15 protein-coding genes and 1 CRISPR repeat array are annotated in these 15,868 nt (G+C 33.0%); of the genes, 8 read left to right on the forward strand and 7 right to left on the reverse strand.

Annotation, left to right across the window (positions count from 1 at the left end):
• Positions 1–613: a CRISPR direct-repeat array (repeat unit 25 nt; unit sequence ATAACCCACACGGTTCAGATGGAAC).
• A 751-nt stretch (positions 614–1,364) separates the two neighbouring features.
• The 3 genes from Q0929_RS03285 to Q0929_RS03295 are packed head-to-tail and all read left to right on the forward strand — an operon-like array spanning position 1,365 to position 3,754.
• The gene (locus Q0929_RS03285; RefSeq protein WP_299238151.1) at positions 1,365–1,898 is read left to right on the forward strand and encodes an HAD-IIIA family hydrolase; all 534 of its coding nucleotides are present in this window, start codon (positions 1,365–1,367) and stop codon (positions 1,896–1,898) included.
• Entirely contained in the window at positions 1,899–2,444 is a 546-nt protein-coding gene (locus Q0929_RS03290; protein WP_299238152.1) for a methyltransferase domain-containing protein, read from the forward strand. It begins immediately after the preceding gene.
• The gene (locus Q0929_RS03295; protein WP_299238153.1) at positions 2,438–3,754 is read left to right on the forward strand and encodes an MATE family efflux transporter; all 1,317 of its coding nucleotides are present in this window, start codon (positions 2,438–2,440) and stop codon (positions 3,752–3,754) included. The genes Q0929_RS03290 and Q0929_RS03295 overlap by 7 nt, the downstream gene beginning before the upstream one ends.
• 191 nt (positions 3,755–3,945) lie before the next feature.
• On the opposite strand, the gene Q0929_RS03300 is transcribed toward Q0929_RS03295, so the two are convergent.
• The 7 genes from Q0929_RS03300 to dnaJ form a co-directional block, all read right to left on the reverse strand.
• A complete protein-coding gene (locus Q0929_RS03300; protein WP_299238154.1) occupies positions 3,946–5,124 on the reverse strand; it encodes a pyridoxal phosphate-dependent aminotransferase in 1,179 nt (392 codons plus the stop codon).
• Between the two features lie 23 nt (positions 5,125–5,147).
• Positions 5,148–6,140 (reverse strand): lipopolysaccharide heptosyltransferase II, encoded by a 993-nt coding sequence (gene waaF, locus Q0929_RS03305; RefSeq protein ID WP_299238156.1) that lies wholly within the window; start codon positions 6,138–6,140, stop codon positions 5,148–5,150.
• Between the two features lie 621 nt (positions 6,141–6,761).
• Positions 6,762–8,876 (reverse strand): NAD-dependent DNA ligase LigA, encoded by a 2,115-nt coding sequence (gene ligA, locus Q0929_RS03310; protein ID WP_299238157.1) that lies wholly within the window; start codon positions 8,874–8,876, stop codon positions 6,762–6,764.
• Positions 8,866–9,537 (reverse strand): deoxyribose-phosphate aldolase, encoded by a 672-nt coding sequence (deoC, locus tag Q0929_RS03315; RefSeq protein ID WP_299228979.1) that lies wholly within the window; start codon positions 9,535–9,537, stop codon positions 8,866–8,868. Before deoC ends, ligA begins: the two co-directional genes overlap by 11 nt.
• Positions 9,512–10,342, reverse strand: coding sequence for a 50S ribosomal protein L11 methyltransferase (locus Q0929_RS03320; RefSeq protein WP_299238158.1), 831 nt, complete (start codon positions 10,340–10,342; stop codon positions 9,512–9,514). Before Q0929_RS03320 ends, deoC begins: the two co-directional genes overlap by 26 nt.
• The gene (locus tag Q0929_RS03325) at positions 10,339–10,761 is read right to left on the reverse strand and encodes a helix-turn-helix transcriptional regulator (RefSeq protein ID WP_012460095.1); all 423 of its coding nucleotides are present in this window, start codon (positions 10,759–10,761) and stop codon (positions 10,339–10,341) included. Before Q0929_RS03325 ends, Q0929_RS03320 begins: the two co-directional genes overlap by 4 nt.
• Positions 10,762–10,783: 22 nt before the next feature.
• Complete coding sequence (gene dnaJ / locus Q0929_RS03330; RefSeq protein WP_299238159.1) at positions 10,784–11,923, reverse strand: molecular chaperone DnaJ; 1,140 nt, start codon at positions 11,921–11,923, stop codon at positions 10,784–10,786.
• 282 nt (positions 11,924–12,205) lie between these two features.
• Here dnaJ and Q0929_RS03335 point away from each other — a divergent pair, with 282 nt between their 5' ends.
• The 5 genes from Q0929_RS03335 to nth are packed head-to-tail and all read left to right on the forward strand — an operon-like array spanning position 12,206 to position 15,868.
• Complete coding sequence (locus tag Q0929_RS03335; protein ID WP_299238160.1) at positions 12,206–12,916, forward strand: 16S rRNA (uracil(1498)-N(3))-methyltransferase; 711 nt, start codon at positions 12,206–12,208, stop codon at positions 12,914–12,916.
• Positions 12,917–12,931: 15 nt separating this feature from the next.
• Entirely contained in the window at positions 12,932–13,360 is a 429-nt protein-coding gene (locus Q0929_RS03340; protein WP_299238161.1) for a YMGG-like glycine zipper-containing protein, read from the forward strand.
• A gap of 12 nt (positions 13,361–13,372) precedes the next feature.
• Positions 13,373–14,350, forward strand: coding sequence for a porphobilinogen synthase (gene hemB, locus Q0929_RS03345; protein WP_299238162.1), 978 nt, complete (start codon positions 13,373–13,375; stop codon positions 14,348–14,350).
• Positions 14,340–15,239 (forward strand): 5'-3' exonuclease H3TH domain-containing protein, encoded by a 900-nt coding sequence (locus Q0929_RS03350; RefSeq protein ID WP_299238163.1) that lies wholly within the window; start codon positions 14,340–14,342, stop codon positions 15,237–15,239. Before hemB ends, Q0929_RS03350 begins: the two co-directional genes overlap by 11 nt.
• Entirely contained in the window at positions 15,239–15,868 is a 630-nt protein-coding gene (nth, locus tag Q0929_RS03355) for an endonuclease III (protein ID WP_299238164.1), read from the forward strand. Before Q0929_RS03350 ends, nth begins: the two co-directional genes overlap by 1 nt.

The raw sequence follows: 15,868 nt of genomic DNA on the forward strand, positions 1-15,868 counted from the left end.
ATAACCCACACGGTTCAGATGGAACCTTATTAGGACAAGAGAATACAGAGGGTTTGCAAGACTTTATAACCCACACGGTTCAGATGGAACTTAAACAACTTTAACGAAAACAAAAATTTCTTAAAAACTTTATAACCCACACGGTTCAGATGGAACGAATTACTCAAAGCTTATGAAACCAACGAAAAAATCACTTTATAACCCACACGGTTCAGATGGAACAAAAATTTTTGCCGACTCCTCAGTTCCTGGTTGCTGCTTTATAACCCACACGGTTCAGATGGAACTAGTGTTTCTGATAGCTTTTTGCATATTTCTTCATACTTTATAACCCACACGGTTCAGATGGAACTCTTTTGCTGTTTTTTTGATATGTTGTTCTTCGTCTCTTTATAACCCACACGGTTCAGATGGAACTTGGGGATATTGAGATTGACGTAGAGTTTTATTATTACTTTATAACCCACACGGTTCAGATGGAACGGCTTTATGCGGGATTTTATAGCCGATTTAATCACACTTTATAACCCACACGGTTCAGATGGAACTTGTAAAAAGTAAATTCCAATTTGACAGTTCTTGTTCTTTATAACCCACACGGTTCAGATGGAACCCGTTAACTTTTAACTCAAAAATAAAATCGCTTTTAACTTACTCTATCAATATTCTGATAATCATTATACCAAACTTTTAAAAAATCCGCAAGTTGAAGTTTTTTGCAGCAAACCTCGATATACAGAAAATATATTATTATATTTTATCCTTTAACATCCCATCACAAGCCAACCGCTGAAAACCACAAACTCAGAAGCTCGCTGCAAATACCACTCTTTAACTTCCCGATCTCAAAAAATTTTAAAATAAAAAATTATAAATTTTCAAAAAATTAAACACTAAAAATTTCAAAATTAAAAAGTTTAATTCATCAAATACTTACAATTACTTTTCAAAAAATTTCTTTAAAAACATCACTACCCAAGCTCAAATCAAACTTCAAAAAATAAAATTGCATTACCAATACCTTAGCTTCACTGACTTATAAATCATCTTACCAAATCATCAATCAATCAGATAAAAATCACTAAATTATTGATAAACCAATCTCCAACGTCTCACATCTCACATCTCACGTTTCACGTAAAACAAGCTTGTGTGGGCTAACCTATTCAATTGACAAGGTACAGTTAAAAAAATTAAAAAGCTAATATAAATATACAAAAAAATTTTCTACCTGTCAAGCAGAAAATGAAAGCTGTTAAAAACCCTTCTGCTATAATATTTCATCCTGTAGAGCTTATGAAAAAAATATCCAAAGCATTTTTGAGTAGAATTGAAAGTAGTCCTTTTCAAAAAGGAGTGAAAGGTTGAGATACGAGCAAATCATAGAAAAAGCTAAAAAAATAAAATGGTTCGTTTTTGATGTAGATGGAGTTTTAACTGATGGAAAAATTATCTACGACTCAGAAGGCAAGGAAATAAAAATGTTTTATGTAAAAGATGGAATAGGTATTCATATGCTTAACATGGTTGGTATAAAAACAGCCATCATTACAGGCAGAAGTTCAGAAATAGTAGAGAAAAGAGTAAGGGAGTTAAACATTACAGAAGTTTTTCAAAACTCTTCAAATAAATTAATCCATTACAATGAGCTTAAAGAAAAGTATAATCTTAAAGATGAAGAAATTTTGTATATTGGAGATGATATTGTTGATATTCCAGTGTTAAAAAGGGTTGGATTTGGAGCGACTGTTCCATCTGCACCGGAAGAAGTTAAAAAGTATGCTATTTATATTACTAATAAAGAAGGTGGAAATGGAGCTGTTAGGGAAGTTATAGACTTGGTTTTAAAAATTCAAGGCAAGTATGATGAAATCATTAAAAAATACTGTGAGATTTAGATGCAAGATAGGGAAAGGTGGAATCAAAAGTATTTAAGCGGTTTTTCAGGAGAAAAAGAGCCATCAGAAATTGTCAAAAACTTTTATCATTTGGCAAAGGCAGGAAGGGCGCTTGACATTGCAGCAGGTTTAGGCAGGAACTCTTTATTCTTGGCAGAAAAAGGCTTTGTAGTTGATGCTGTTGATGTTTCTGATGTGGCAATTGAAAAACTAAAAACATTACATCCAAACATTAATCCAATTCATCAAGATTTAAAAATTTACAGACCAGAAAAAGATAAATACGATTTGATAATCAATATAAACTTTTTAGAAAGAATTTTATTTCCATACATAAAGGAAGCTTTAAAGAAGGATGGTGTTTTGATTTTTGAGACTTTCCTTGAAGGAAGTCCATCAAAAAACAGTGATTTTTTACTTAGAAAAAATGAGCTATTACATAGCTTTTTATCTTTGGAAATAGTATACTATCAAGAAAAAGAAGTTATTACTTGTAAAAATGAAAAAGCATACAAGGCTTATTTGGTTGCAATAAAAAGATGTTAAATCAAGATACAAAAAAGATTTTATCTTTGGCAGTTCCTGCTGCTTTAAGCAATTTTTTAGATATCGTTCAAGTACTTGTAGATATGATCATGCTTGGAAGGGTTTCTCCCTCTGCCATAGCGTCAGCCGGTATATCTATGCAGTTTTTAGGGCTTTTGTATGCAATGATGGCTACTTTTTCAGTAGGTACTTCTGTTGTAATTTCCCGGTACATCGGAGCAAAGCAGTACTCACAGGCAAACAAAACCGCCTTTTCTATCTCTGTTTTTTCTTTACTATTATCCATTCCGTTTACAACCTTAGGCTTTTTCTTTTCTAAGTATATTTTTATGTTTATGGCAGGTTCTGATGAAGTAATCAGGCTTGGTCAAGAGTATTTTTCTATATTGGCTTTGACCTTTCCGGTTTTATTCATGGAAATGGCTATATACTCTGCATTTAATGCAGCAGGAGACACAAAAACACCTTTAAAGATAGTAATCGTTGCAAACATTATAAACACGGTGCTTGCTTATGGACTGATATTTGGAAATTTTGGATTTCCAAGGCTTGAAGTCAAAGGTGCTGCCATTGCCACAGCCGTAAGCTATTACATAAGCTTTTTTATTTATCTGTACGTGATAAACTCAAAACATTCAAAAATTAGATTTGAATTTGAATTTATACTTGAAGAAGTCAAGAAGATTCTTAAAATCGGTATTCCAAGTGGTTTGGAAAGGACTTTAACATACTTTTCTTTTTTACTTTTTGTAAAGATAATAGCTGATTATGGAATTTACACACTTGCAGGGTATCAGGTAGGACTTAGGATAGAAGGGCTTGCGTTTATGCCGGGTTTTGGCTTTACAATCGCAGCAATGACCCTTGTAGGTCAAAGCCTTGGTTCTAACAATCCACAGCAGGCAGAAAAATATTCAAAAGAGATAATAAAGATTGCTTCTATTTTCATGGGTCTCATGGGTGTTGCGATGGTAATCTTTCCTGAGTATTTAGCCATGGTGTTTACAAATGATAAAAAAACAATAGAAGAGGCTTCTTTATACTTAAGAATAGTAGGACTAACTCAAATTCCTTTAGCAATAGGGTTTGTTTTAAGCGGTGTTTTAAGAGGTGCAGGAGCTACAAAAACAACATTATACATAAATACATTTTCTTTATGGGTTTTAAGAATCATTCCGGCTTACATACTTTCAAAAATTTTTGGAAATATTTTATTTGTGTATTTAGCAATGTTTTTAGAAACATACCTAAAAGCAGCTATACTTTGGTATTTCTTTAAAAAGGGCGATTGGAAAAAGATTAAAGTTTAGTGAGAGTGCTTACAAAAATCTACATCGTTATTCTGCAGCCGTTGAAGAATCTCTTTTTTTTCTTTTCAAATTAAAAAATCAAAGAGATCCTTCGGACTTCGTCCTCATGATGACAAGGAAAGGTAGGTCTACGAGAATTTTGGAATATTCTCTCCGACATATTTACAAACTAATTTTGTTATTTCTTGCTCCTAACTTTCCAACTTCTCTAAAGCTTCTTTAATTCTTCTTACTCCTTCAACAATATTATCCATAGATGTTGCATAAGATAATCTTATATAACCTTCTTTTCCAAAGGCTGAGCCGGGAACTACTGCAACTCTTGCATTTTCAAGTAAATACTCTGTTAGGTCTAAATCGTTTTTAATATTACCTTTTATGTAATAAGAAACATTAGGAAAAGCATAAAATGCGCCTTCTGGTTTAACACACTTAACGCCTTTAATGCTGTTTAAAGCATCGACTATATAATCTCTTCTTTTTATAAACTCATTTCTCATCATCGCTGGAAATTGACCGTTGTCTTTTAATGCTTCTAAAGCTCCATACTGGGCAAAAGTTGTTGGGTTTGAGATTGTCTGACTTTGTATGTTAGTAATAGCTTTTATGTACTTTTCAGGAGCTGCAACCCATCCAAGCCTCCAACCTGTCATAGAGTAAGATTTAGAAAATGCTCCAACTGTAAATGTTATCTCTCTAACTTCTTTTGACAAAGAAGCTATGCTAACGTGTGGCTCTCCATAGCTAAACTCTTCATAACACTCGTCAGAGATTATCATTATTTTGTGTTTTAAGCAAACTTCTGCTATTCTTTCAAGCTCTTTTTTTGGTATTACTGCACCGGTAGGGTTTGATGGTGTGTTTAAGACTAAAGCCTTTGTTTTTGGAGTTATTGATGATTCTACTATTTCCGCCGTTAAAACAAAGCCGTTTTCTTCTGAAAGCTCCGGTTTAACACTTTCTCCATCGTTTAAAGCTATCTGCTCTGTATAAGAAACCCAATAAGGAGCTGGAACTATCACTTCGTCTCCCGGATTTAAGAGAATTGCAAAAATCTCATATAAGCCCATTTTAGCACCGGGAACTACTATAACTTCTGAAGGTGTGTATTCTATGTTATTTCTGTTTTTTAATTTCTCTGCAATTGCTTTTCTAAGCTCTGGAATACCTGCCGCCGCTGTGTATTTTGTTTTTCCTTCTTTTAATGCCTTTATTGCTGCTTCTTTTACAAAGTCCGGTGTATCAAAATCCGGCTCTCCTGCCCCAAAGCTTATTATATCAACACCCTTAGCTTTAAGCTCGTTAGCCTTTGCAGTTATTGCGAGTGTCTGAGAAGGTTTTATTTTTTGAATTCTCTGAGATAATTCCATTTTTCACCTCTACTTGAGATTTTTTAACTTAATATTTTATCAATATTTTCAATTACCATCTCAGGATTTATTTTTTCCATACATTCATGTGTTCCAATGGGACATTTATCATGACCATGAAGCCCGCAAGGTCTACATTTTAAACCCTCAATCTCTACAACAATTCCATTTTTATAAGGATAAAATCCAAAATCTTTAACAGTTGGACCATAGATATCAATTATTGGAACGTTAAAAGCCACTGCCATATGAACAGGTGCAGAATCGTTAGATATCAATAATTTTGAATGCTTAATTATCGCAAAACTTTCTCTTAAAGAACTTTTTCCAACCAAGTTTAAAGGAGTGTATTTAGCAATGTTTAAAATTCTATTTGTAAACTCTTCATCCTCCTTTCCACCAATCAAGATAACATTTTCATTTTTACTAATCAGATAATCAATTACACTTGCAAAGCCTTTTTCAGTCCATCTTTTTGTTGCCCACTTAGACCCGGGAGCAATCACAATGTAGTTTTTAGAAGTTAAATTATACTTTTGAATATATTTATCTTCTACTTCGTCTAAAAATAGTTTTGGATCTTTTACTATCTTTTTTTCATCAAAATCTGGAAGCTTTTCAAGAAGTTTTAGATTTCTATCTATCTCATGAGTGCCGTCAAATCTGTGAGGAACTAAGTCTGTGTATAAGAAAGAAAATCCTGCTTTGTCAAATCCAATTCTTTTTTTGATTGATGCAAAAAATAAAACATAAGATGCCCTATGAGACCTATGAGGAGAGATTGCAATATCAAACCTTTTTCTGATTTTTTTTATTAAGTCTATCGTAGAATCTCTACTTTTTTCAAAGATTATAAGCTCATCAACATATGGATTGTTTTTTAAGACATCTTTCCCAAAAGATTTTGTAATAATGGCAAGATGTGAGTTTGGATAGATGTTTTTTATAGATTCTAATAATGGCGTAGTTAAAATCAAATCACCCAAGAATGCTGTTTGATAAACTAAAATTTTCATTAAAAAAATTTTAACATAGATTGAAAAAAGTGATACGTAATGGTGTATACAAGTAAAATTAGAGCAACCTTGGGAATAATTTGGGTTATAATATACCCAAATAAATTTTTAATAAAGCGATAAAAAGAAAATAATCATGGGGAAAGAACTAACTTTTGACAATTTACACAACCATTTATGTGATTTTACAAAGATAGAAAACGGCATTATTGATGTTTCAAGTTATGATTTTGTAGAACCTGTTGGTTAGCTATACTAAAAGCTATACATCAAGAGATAAAAGATATTGAGATCAAATCAGATCCAAACTCGCGCTTTTACTCTTATTTAAAAATATTAAATGAAGCTCCTTACGATAAAAATAAAACTTACATTCCTATGGAGATTGTAAAGAGTAATAATACTAATATTAACAAGGAAAGATTGGTAAAGAAGATAATCAGCAATTTTAAGGACTTGAAAAGTGACGACGAAGAAGATTTAAAGAAATATTTAGATTATATACCTTGGGTGAAAAATTAGCAGTTTTTATAAATTAAAAATGAGATCCTTTGGCTTTACAGCCTCAGGATGACGGACAAAGCAAGCATGATGAAATTTTTACAACCCTTTCAGCTTCATCTACTCAGCGTTTTCACCACCAATTAGCTTTAAAAACTCTTCTTCGTTTATGATTTTCACTGTTCCAAGCTTTTGAGCTTTTTGTAATTTACTTCCCGGCTCTTCTCCAACTACTAAGTAATGTACTTTTTTAGAAACTGTATCTAAAACATTTCCTCCAAGACTTTCTACTATTTCCTTAGCTCTTTCTCTGCTGCAGCATTTTAACGTTCCTGTAAACACAAAGTTTAAGCCTGCAAGCTTACCTTTTTTCTCTTCTTCTTCATGACAGGTTTTTACTCCAAGCTCTCTTAACTCTTGTATCATTTTTAGATTTTGCTCGTTGTGGAAAAAATTATAAATCTCTGAAGCAACTTTATCGCCAATATCTGGGAGTTTCATTAAATCTGTGATTGTAAAATTCTTTAAATCATCAATACATTTCACAGCTGAAGCTAAGGTTTTGGCTGTTACTTCTCCAACGTATCTTATACCAAGACCGTAAATCAACCTGTAAAGTGGTCTTTTTTTGCTTTCTTCGATAGCATTTTTCAAGTTTTCTACCGACTTTGGACCAAATCCGGGTATATTCTTAATCAGATTATAGTTAAGTCTGTAAATATCCGGAATTGTTCTTACAAGCTTTAAATTGTAAAACTTTTTAATTGTGGCTTCCGATAAACCTTTTATGTCCATTGCATCCTTAGATGCAAAATGTATTAATCTTTCAATAACCTGGGCAGGGCAGTTAATATTTACACAACGGTATACAGCTTCACCCGGTGGTTTAACAATTGGAGAGCCGCAGGATGGACATGTTTTTGGAAATTCTATCGGTTTTTCATTTCCTGTTCTTGCTTCCTTAATAACCATTACAACATAAGGAATAACATCTCCCGCTCTTTCTACTAAAACCGTGTCTCCTATTCTAATATCTTTTTCTCTAATAAAATCTTCATTCATCAGAGAAACAGAAGAAACGATAACACCACCTATTTCTACCGGCTCTAATTTTGCTACCGGAGTAATTGCACCTGTTCTGCCAACTTGGAAAACAACGTTTATTATTTTTGTCGTTGCCTGTCTTGCTTTAAATTTAAATGCTATAGCCCATCTTGGATGGTGAGATGTAAAACCAAGTTTATCGTAAAGTGATATATCGTTGACTTTTATAACCATTCCGTCTATTTCGTAAGGATATGTATCTCTTTTTCTTTGCCACTCTTCACAGTACTGAATAACTTCTTCTATTCCAATGCAAACTTTCATGACCGGATAAGGGGTTTTAAAGCCAAGTTCATGAAGCATTTTTATATTATCTGAATGTTTCTTTAAAACTGTTCCAAGTAAATTTTTTCCGTCTTTTTCTGCATAAGTGATATGGTAAACAAAGGCTTCTAAGTTTCTTTTTGCAACTTCGCTTGGGTCTTGTAATCTAATGGAACCTGCGGCAGCGTTTCTTGGATTTGCAAAAAGTGGTAGTCCTTCTTCTAATCTTTCTTCATTCATTTTTTTAAAAAGGTCTTTTCTTATTAAAACTTCACCTCTAATTTCAACTTTATCAATTCCATATTGAGAAAATTTAGCAGACAATGGAATGGTTTTGATTACTTTAAGGTTATTTGTTATCTCCTCTCCAACTTCACCATCTCCTCTTGTTGCACCTCTAACAAATAAATCTTTTTCGTATATTAAAGAAATTCCTGCACCGTCAAATTTTGGCTCCACTGAATATTCAACTTTATCAAGTCCGGTAAGCTCCCTAACTCTTCTGTCAAAATCTCTCAGGTCTGCTTCATTGTAGGAGTTATCAAGAGAAAGCATTGGAGTAAGATGCTTTACCTGTGGAAAAACTTTTGTTATCTCTGACGGAACTCTTTGAGTAGGAGAGTCTGGCGTTATTAATTCTGGATACTTACTTTCAATATCTTTAAGCAGTTTAAAAAGTTTATCGTATTCATAGTCTGAAATTACAGGCTGAGCTAAAACGTAGTATCTCCAATCATGAAATCTTATAACTTCTCTTAAATCTTCTACTATTTTTTTAGCTTCCTCTTTTGTTAACTTCTTTACATCAAGTTTTAAAAATTCATAGGTAAGTTTTATCAGCTCTTTTTGTCTTTCGTCAGTATACATTTTTTAAAGCCTCCTCTACTATTTTTGCTCCGCTGCTTGTTCCTATCCTATCGGCTCCCGCTTGCAAAAATTTTATAGCCGTCTCTAAATCTCTAATACCACCGGAAGCTTTAATTTTTATTCTATCTTTACTTAGATTTTTCCATAGAATTATATCTTCAACATTAGCACCGGTAGGAGCAAATCCTGTGCTTGTTTTAATAAAGTCAGCTCCTGACTCTATAACTAACTCTAAGGCTTTTATCTTTTCTTCATCAGTTAAATATGCAGTTTCTATAATGATTTTTGTTATTGCCGGCTTTGTTTCTTTTACAATATTTTTAAGCTCTCTTAAAACATAATCAAAATCTTTTGATTTAAATGCTGAGATATTCCAAACTATATCAAGCTCTGCTGCTCCATCTTCAACAGCTTTTAAAGCTTCTTTTAATTTGATTTCAGGACTGCTCAGCCCAAAAGGAAAAGAGATAACGCTACAGACTTTAACTTGAGATTTTTTGAGAATTTCATGGCAAACTTTTACATGGGAAGGGTTTACACACAACGATGCAAAATTGTATTTTAAAGCTTCTTCACATTGATTGATTATATCTTGATATGTTAGGTTTGGCTTTAATGCCGATTGGTCTATGTATTTATTTATGTTTGATAACAAATCCATGCCATAAGTCATCCGGTTTTCCGATTTCTGGCTTTGATTGTACTTCTATTATATCTAAATTATTATCTTGGCACATCTTTATTATCTTTTCTTTCTCATCTTTAAAAATTCCTGAAATAAGCCAGTATTTTTTAAATTTATCTTTTAAGTCTTTGAAATATTTATCAAAAATTTCCATTTGCAGGTTTGATAAAACTACATCGTAGGTCTTTGAAATGTCTTCTATACTTCCTTGCCAGCAGTTTATAGAAACTCCATTTTCCCAAGCATTTATTTTACACTCTTCAACTGCTTCTTTTTCAATATCTATTGCGTCAACCTCTGCACCAAATTTAGCTGCCGCTATAGATAAAATTCCGGTTCCACATCCCACGTCAATTACTTTATCTCCTTGTGAAACATACTTTGGAATTAAAGAAAGCATTATTTGAGTTGAAGGGTGAAGTCCTGTTCCAAAAGCCATGGCAATTTTTAATCTTATAGGAATTAAATCTTTTCCTTCGTATATTTCCCATTCAGGTAAGATAATAAAAGGTGGTATTTCAATCGGTTTAAAATTTTCTTTCCAGACTTCTTCCCAATTTTCTTCTTTTATATCTTCTTCTAATACTATTTTTCCGGCTCCTAAATCTTCAAAAATATTATTTATCATAGATTTTATCTCTTCATAGCTTGAATCTTCTGAGTATATCGCAAAATAAACTTCTTTGTCATCTTTATTCAGTAATTCTACACCATACCCATTTAATTCTACTAAAAAAACTTCAAATAAATCAGATGGGATTTCACATACGAATTTTTTCATTTTTCATCCTTTTTTTTGTATTTTTTATAAATATACTCTTCAACTTTCACAATTTCCACTTTTGGTATATGTACCAATGCTTCATTTTGTTTTTCTACATCTGAGCTGTATCTTGTTTTTATCTCTTCTTTTAAGTAATTAAGTAAAAAATCTATCTGTTTTTGAAGTTCTTCTATTTGGTTTTTCATCTGTAAAATCGCATCTACGCCGGCAAGGTTAACTCCAAGCTCTCTGGTTAAAAATAGAATAAATTCCAACCTTTCTAAATCTTTTTCTGAATACATTCTTGTTTTTCCTTTTGTTCTTGACGGTACAAGTAAACCTTCCCTTTCGTACAATCTTAGTGTTTGCGGGTGTATATTATACATCTTTGCTACTGTTCCTATCATAAATAACGGCTCTTCTTTTCTTGTCTTCATGGCTTCCACCTCTTAATAAAGCTTATAATTTTTGATAATAACGTTGATTTATTTTTTGGTCTTTTTTTAAAAAATCTATACATTTTTGACTATCTTTTGATAATTCTTCTATCTTTGGAATAATAACATTGAACTGTAAAATCAGGTCGCCATAACCTGATTGTTTAAGTCTTGGCATACCTTTTCCTTGTATTCTCAACGTATCTCCAGGCTGTGTTCCGGAAGACACTTTAACCTTTTCTGTTTTACCATTGATTAATGGTATTTCTAACTCTGTACCTGCTATTGCTTCGGCAACGGCTAAATTAACATTTAAATAAAGGTTGTCTCCTCTTCTTTCAAAAAGCGGATGTGGTTTAACATTAACTACTACCCATAAATCCCCAGGAATTCCGCCAAATCTTCCACTGTGTCCTTTTCCTGGTATTCTTAATTTACTGCCATTATCTACTCCCGGTGGAACTCTAACCTTAACTTTTTCTTTTTTAATAACAAGTCCTCTTCCATTACATACCGGACAAGGTTCTTGTAATACCCCTGCTCCGCCACAAGTTGGACAGGTTTGAGATATTCTCATAAATCCGCCAAGGCTTTGATATATCTCTCCGATTCCACCACAGGTTGGACAGGTTTTTACATCTGAACCGGCTTTAACGCCAGTTCCACCGCATGCTTCACAAATTACATAACGTGGCACTTCAAGCTCTATGGTTGTACCATTGTAAGCATCTTCTAAGGATATTGTTATAGTTTGATAAATATCAGCTCCATCTTCTCTTTGCTGATAAGCTCTTCTTCTGCCTTGTGAAGAAGCTCTTCTTCCACCACCGCCAAAGAATCCAAAAATATCATCTAGATCTCTGAAAATATCTTCTAAATTAACGCCGCCTCTCGCACCAAAGCCTGCAAAATCTTCGTAGTTTACTCCGCCTCCACTTAAACCTGCATGGCCAAACTGGTCGTATATCCTTCTTTTCTCCGGGTCTGAAAGTACTTGATATGCTTCGTTTATTTCTTTAAATTTCTCTTCTGCTTCAGGATTGTTTGGGTTTAAATCCGGATGATATTTTCTTGCTAACTTTCTATAAGCTTTCTTTATTTCATCTTGAGTTGCATTTCTACTTACTCCCAAGATTTCATAATAATCTCTTTTTTGCTCCATGGATAACCTCTTTTTAAATTATTGATAAATAATAATATAATGTTTAGTATGTTATTGTCAAGTTGATTAATATTTGAAATATTAAATGAGAGTGTCTAAGGTTTTTGTAAGGTGTATAAAATATATGATATATCAGCCAAAAGATTTAATAAAAGCGATTCTTTGCCGGCTACAGAATAACGATTAACAATGGTAATTGATTCGTTAAAACTTGGTACATTATCAATGATATAATGTTAGCAGATTTAAGAAATTCTTACATTACGACTAAAAGGTTAGCCGATGAGCCTGCCAAGATTCATAGGAGAAAAAGAAGGTAATTATTTAGTTTTAAAAGACCAAGAATACAATCATGCTGTTAAGGTTTTAAGAGTTAAACAAGATGATTTAATAGAAATCAATACATTAGATGGGAATGTTTATCTTGCTAAGGTAGAAAATATTAGCAAAAATCAGCTTATAGCCCTGCCAATAGAAAAAATCCCCATTAAAGAAGAAGAATTTAAAATAACATTGTACCAATGTATGCCAAACCAACTTTCAAAGATAGATGAAATTATAGAGCCATTATCGCAGCTTGGAGTTTATAAACTAATTCCTGTAATATCCAAAAACTCAGCAGTAAAAGAGCAAGATATAATCAAAAAACTTGAAAAATGGGAAAGAATAGCCCTTAACTCAATAAAACAATGTAAAAGACCATTTCCATTGATTATTGAAAAACCTATAAAATTATATAATATTAAAAGTAATGATGAATTAAAAGTTGTATTTTATGAAAAAGAAAAGCAGAATAAAGTTAAAATGCTTATGAATAAAACTTTAAAATCTGTGTCAGTTTTTATAGGAAATGAAGGTGGATTTAAAGAAGAGGAGATTGAATACCTTAGGAAGGAAGGTTTTATTTCATTATCCTTGGGAGATTACATTTTAAAAATGGAAACTGCTATAATAATTGGAATATGTCAAGTTAAGTGTATTTTAGAAAATTAAATGGAGGTAATAAAGATGAAAAAAGTGGTAGCACTTGGAGTACTTACAGCGTTTATGGTTACAGGCTGTGCAGAAACTTACAGACCTTCCCAGTCAACTTATGAAGGTGGTTTAATTGGAGCAGTTACAGGAGCTACAGCGGGAGCAATCTTAACCAATAATAACAAATGGAAAGGCGGTGTAATTGGTGGTGTAATTGGTGCCATAGCTGGAGCTACAATAGCAGAAATATCAAAAAGAGGAGCTTTGGAGGCAGTTCAAACTAACCAACCGGTAAGATATCAAACTGAAGACGGAAGAGTTGTATATCAGGCAGAACCGGCTGGATATGACGCAAAAACAAAATGTCATAAAGTCCATGAGAAAATTTATGAAAATGGAAAATTAGTTAAAGACCAAGTTAAAGAAGTCTGTGAATCTGAAAAAACAGAAAGAAATTACTAATCCGGAGAAAAAATGTTTCCGGTCAATAGATTAAGAAGGCTGAGAAAAAATGAAAACATAAGAAGGCTTGTAAGAGAAAATCATCTTTTGGTTGATGACCTAATATATCCAATTTTTATAGAAGATGGAAAAGATATTAAAAAAGAAATACCATCTATGCCGGGAATATTTAGATGGTCGTTAGATAGAGTCAATGAAGAACTTGATGAAGTGGTAAATCTTGGGATTACGGCATTGCTTCTGTTTGGAATCCCTTCCCATAAGGATGAAGTTGGTTCGGACACTTGGAATGAAGAGGGAATAATCCAAAGAGCTATAAGGCATATTAAAAAACATTATCCAAATCTGTATGTAATCACGGATGTTTGTTTTTGTGAATACACATCACACGGCCATTGCGGAGTACTACACGACCATGATGTAGACAATGACCTTACTCTTGAAAATACAAAAAAACAAGTAGTATCTCATGCAAAAGCTGGTGCAGATATGGTAGCTCCTTCTGGTATGATGGATGGAGTTGTTAAAACTATAAGAGAAGCATTAGATGAAGCAGGATATAAACACATCCCAATAATGGCATACTCGGCTAAGTATGCATCTTCTTACTATGGACCATTTAGAGAAGCAGCAGATTCAACCCCCGCATTTGGAGATAGAAGAACCTACCAAATGGACCCGGCAAACAGAAGAGAAGCCCTAAGAGAAGTAGCTATTGATATAGAGGAAGGTGCGGACATTGTTATGGTTAAACCAGCATTGCCGTACCTTGATATCATAAGAGATTTAAGAAATACATTTAACGTACCTATCGCAGCTTACAACGTTAGCGGTGAGTATTCAATGATAAAAGCGGCCGGTAAGCTTGGATGGATTGATGAAAAAAAGGTTATGCTTGAAACTCTTATCTCCATAAAAAGAGCCGGAGCAGATATTATAATCACATACTTTGCAAAAGAAGTTGCTAAGATGCTGAAAAATGAAAAATAAAGTTTTATTAATAGACGGCTCATCTTATTTATACAGAGCATACTATGCACTGCCACCCCTGACTGCTCCGGATGGAAGACCAACAGGTGCAGTATACGGCTTTATAAGAATGCTTTTAAAAACATTATCAGTCTTTAACACTCCATACGTAGCCGTTGCATTTGACCTTCCCGGAAAAACTCTTCGCCATGAAAAATTCAGTGAGTATAAGGCAACAAGAAAAGAGACTCCTAACCCTTTGAAACAACAAATCCCAATATTAAAAGAAATAATCCAGCTTCTTGGAATAAAAATTCTTGAAATACCCGGCTACGAAGCTGACGATATTATCGCTACATTGTCAAAAAAAGCAGAAAAAGAAGGCTACGAAGCTATAATAGTTACCCCTGACAAAGACATGAATCAGCTAATTTCAGACAATATAAAAATCTTTAATCCGGTAAAAGAAGAGCTTTTAGATAGAGAAAAGATCAAAGAAAAATACGGAATCTATCCGCAGCAGTTTATAGACTATCTTACAATGATTGGCGATGCTGTAGATAATATTCCCGGTATAAAAGGAATTGGCCCTAAGACTGCTGCTGCTTTACTGCAAGAATTTGGAAGTTTAGAGAGTATATTAGAAAATGTAGATAAATTAAAAGGCAAATTAAAAGAATCTTTCAAAGAATTAGACAAAGAGCAGCTTCAAAGAATGAAAGAAATAATAAAATTAGATGCAAACATTGAAATAAATATAAAAATAGAAGACTTAAAAAAATCAAAACCAGACTTAGAAAAGCTAAAGCAGATTTTTCAAGAATTAGGATTTAAATCATTGTTAAAAGATGTAGAAAAAAGTAATTTAAAAATTAAAGAAGAAAAGATAGAGCAAAAGAGTTTATTCTGATGGCATTTACACAGCAGCAGTTAATAGAACGATTAAAAAAACATTTTCCTGACCCAAAGATAGAGTTAAATTATGAAAATGAATTTCAACTATTGATTGTCATCATTCTGTCAGCACAGACTACCGATAAAAAAGTCAATCAGGTTTCTCCAATTTTATTCAAAAAATATCCAACCCCCCAAGCCCTTGCAAACGCAGACTTAAAAGACCTTGAAGAAATATTAAAACCACTCGGTTATTATAGAAGAAAAGCAAAACTTATAAAAGAATGTGCTAAAGCAATTGTAGAAAAATTCAGCGGACAAATTCCAAAAACATTAGAAGAATTAATTTCTCTTCCTGGCGTTGGGAGGAAAACAGCGTCGGCATTTCTTGTGAATGCTTATAAAATTCCTGCCATTGTAGTAGATACACATGTTAAGAGAGTTGCGAAAAGATTGAAAATAACTAATCAAACTAATCCGGAAAAGGTAGAAAAAGATTTGGCTAAATTCTTTTCAAAAGAAAATTGGGTTTATATCTCAAATGCCTTAGTGCTATTTGGTAGATACATATGTACTGCAAACAAACCAAAATGTAAAGAATGCTATGTTTCTGATATCTGTCCTTATGAAAAAAAGGATCTGTGA

It is taken from the genome of Sulfurihydrogenibium sp. (assembly GCF_028276765.1).
Classification (GTDB): domain Bacteria; phylum Aquificota; class Aquificia; order Aquificales; family Hydrogenothermaceae; genus Sulfurihydrogenibium.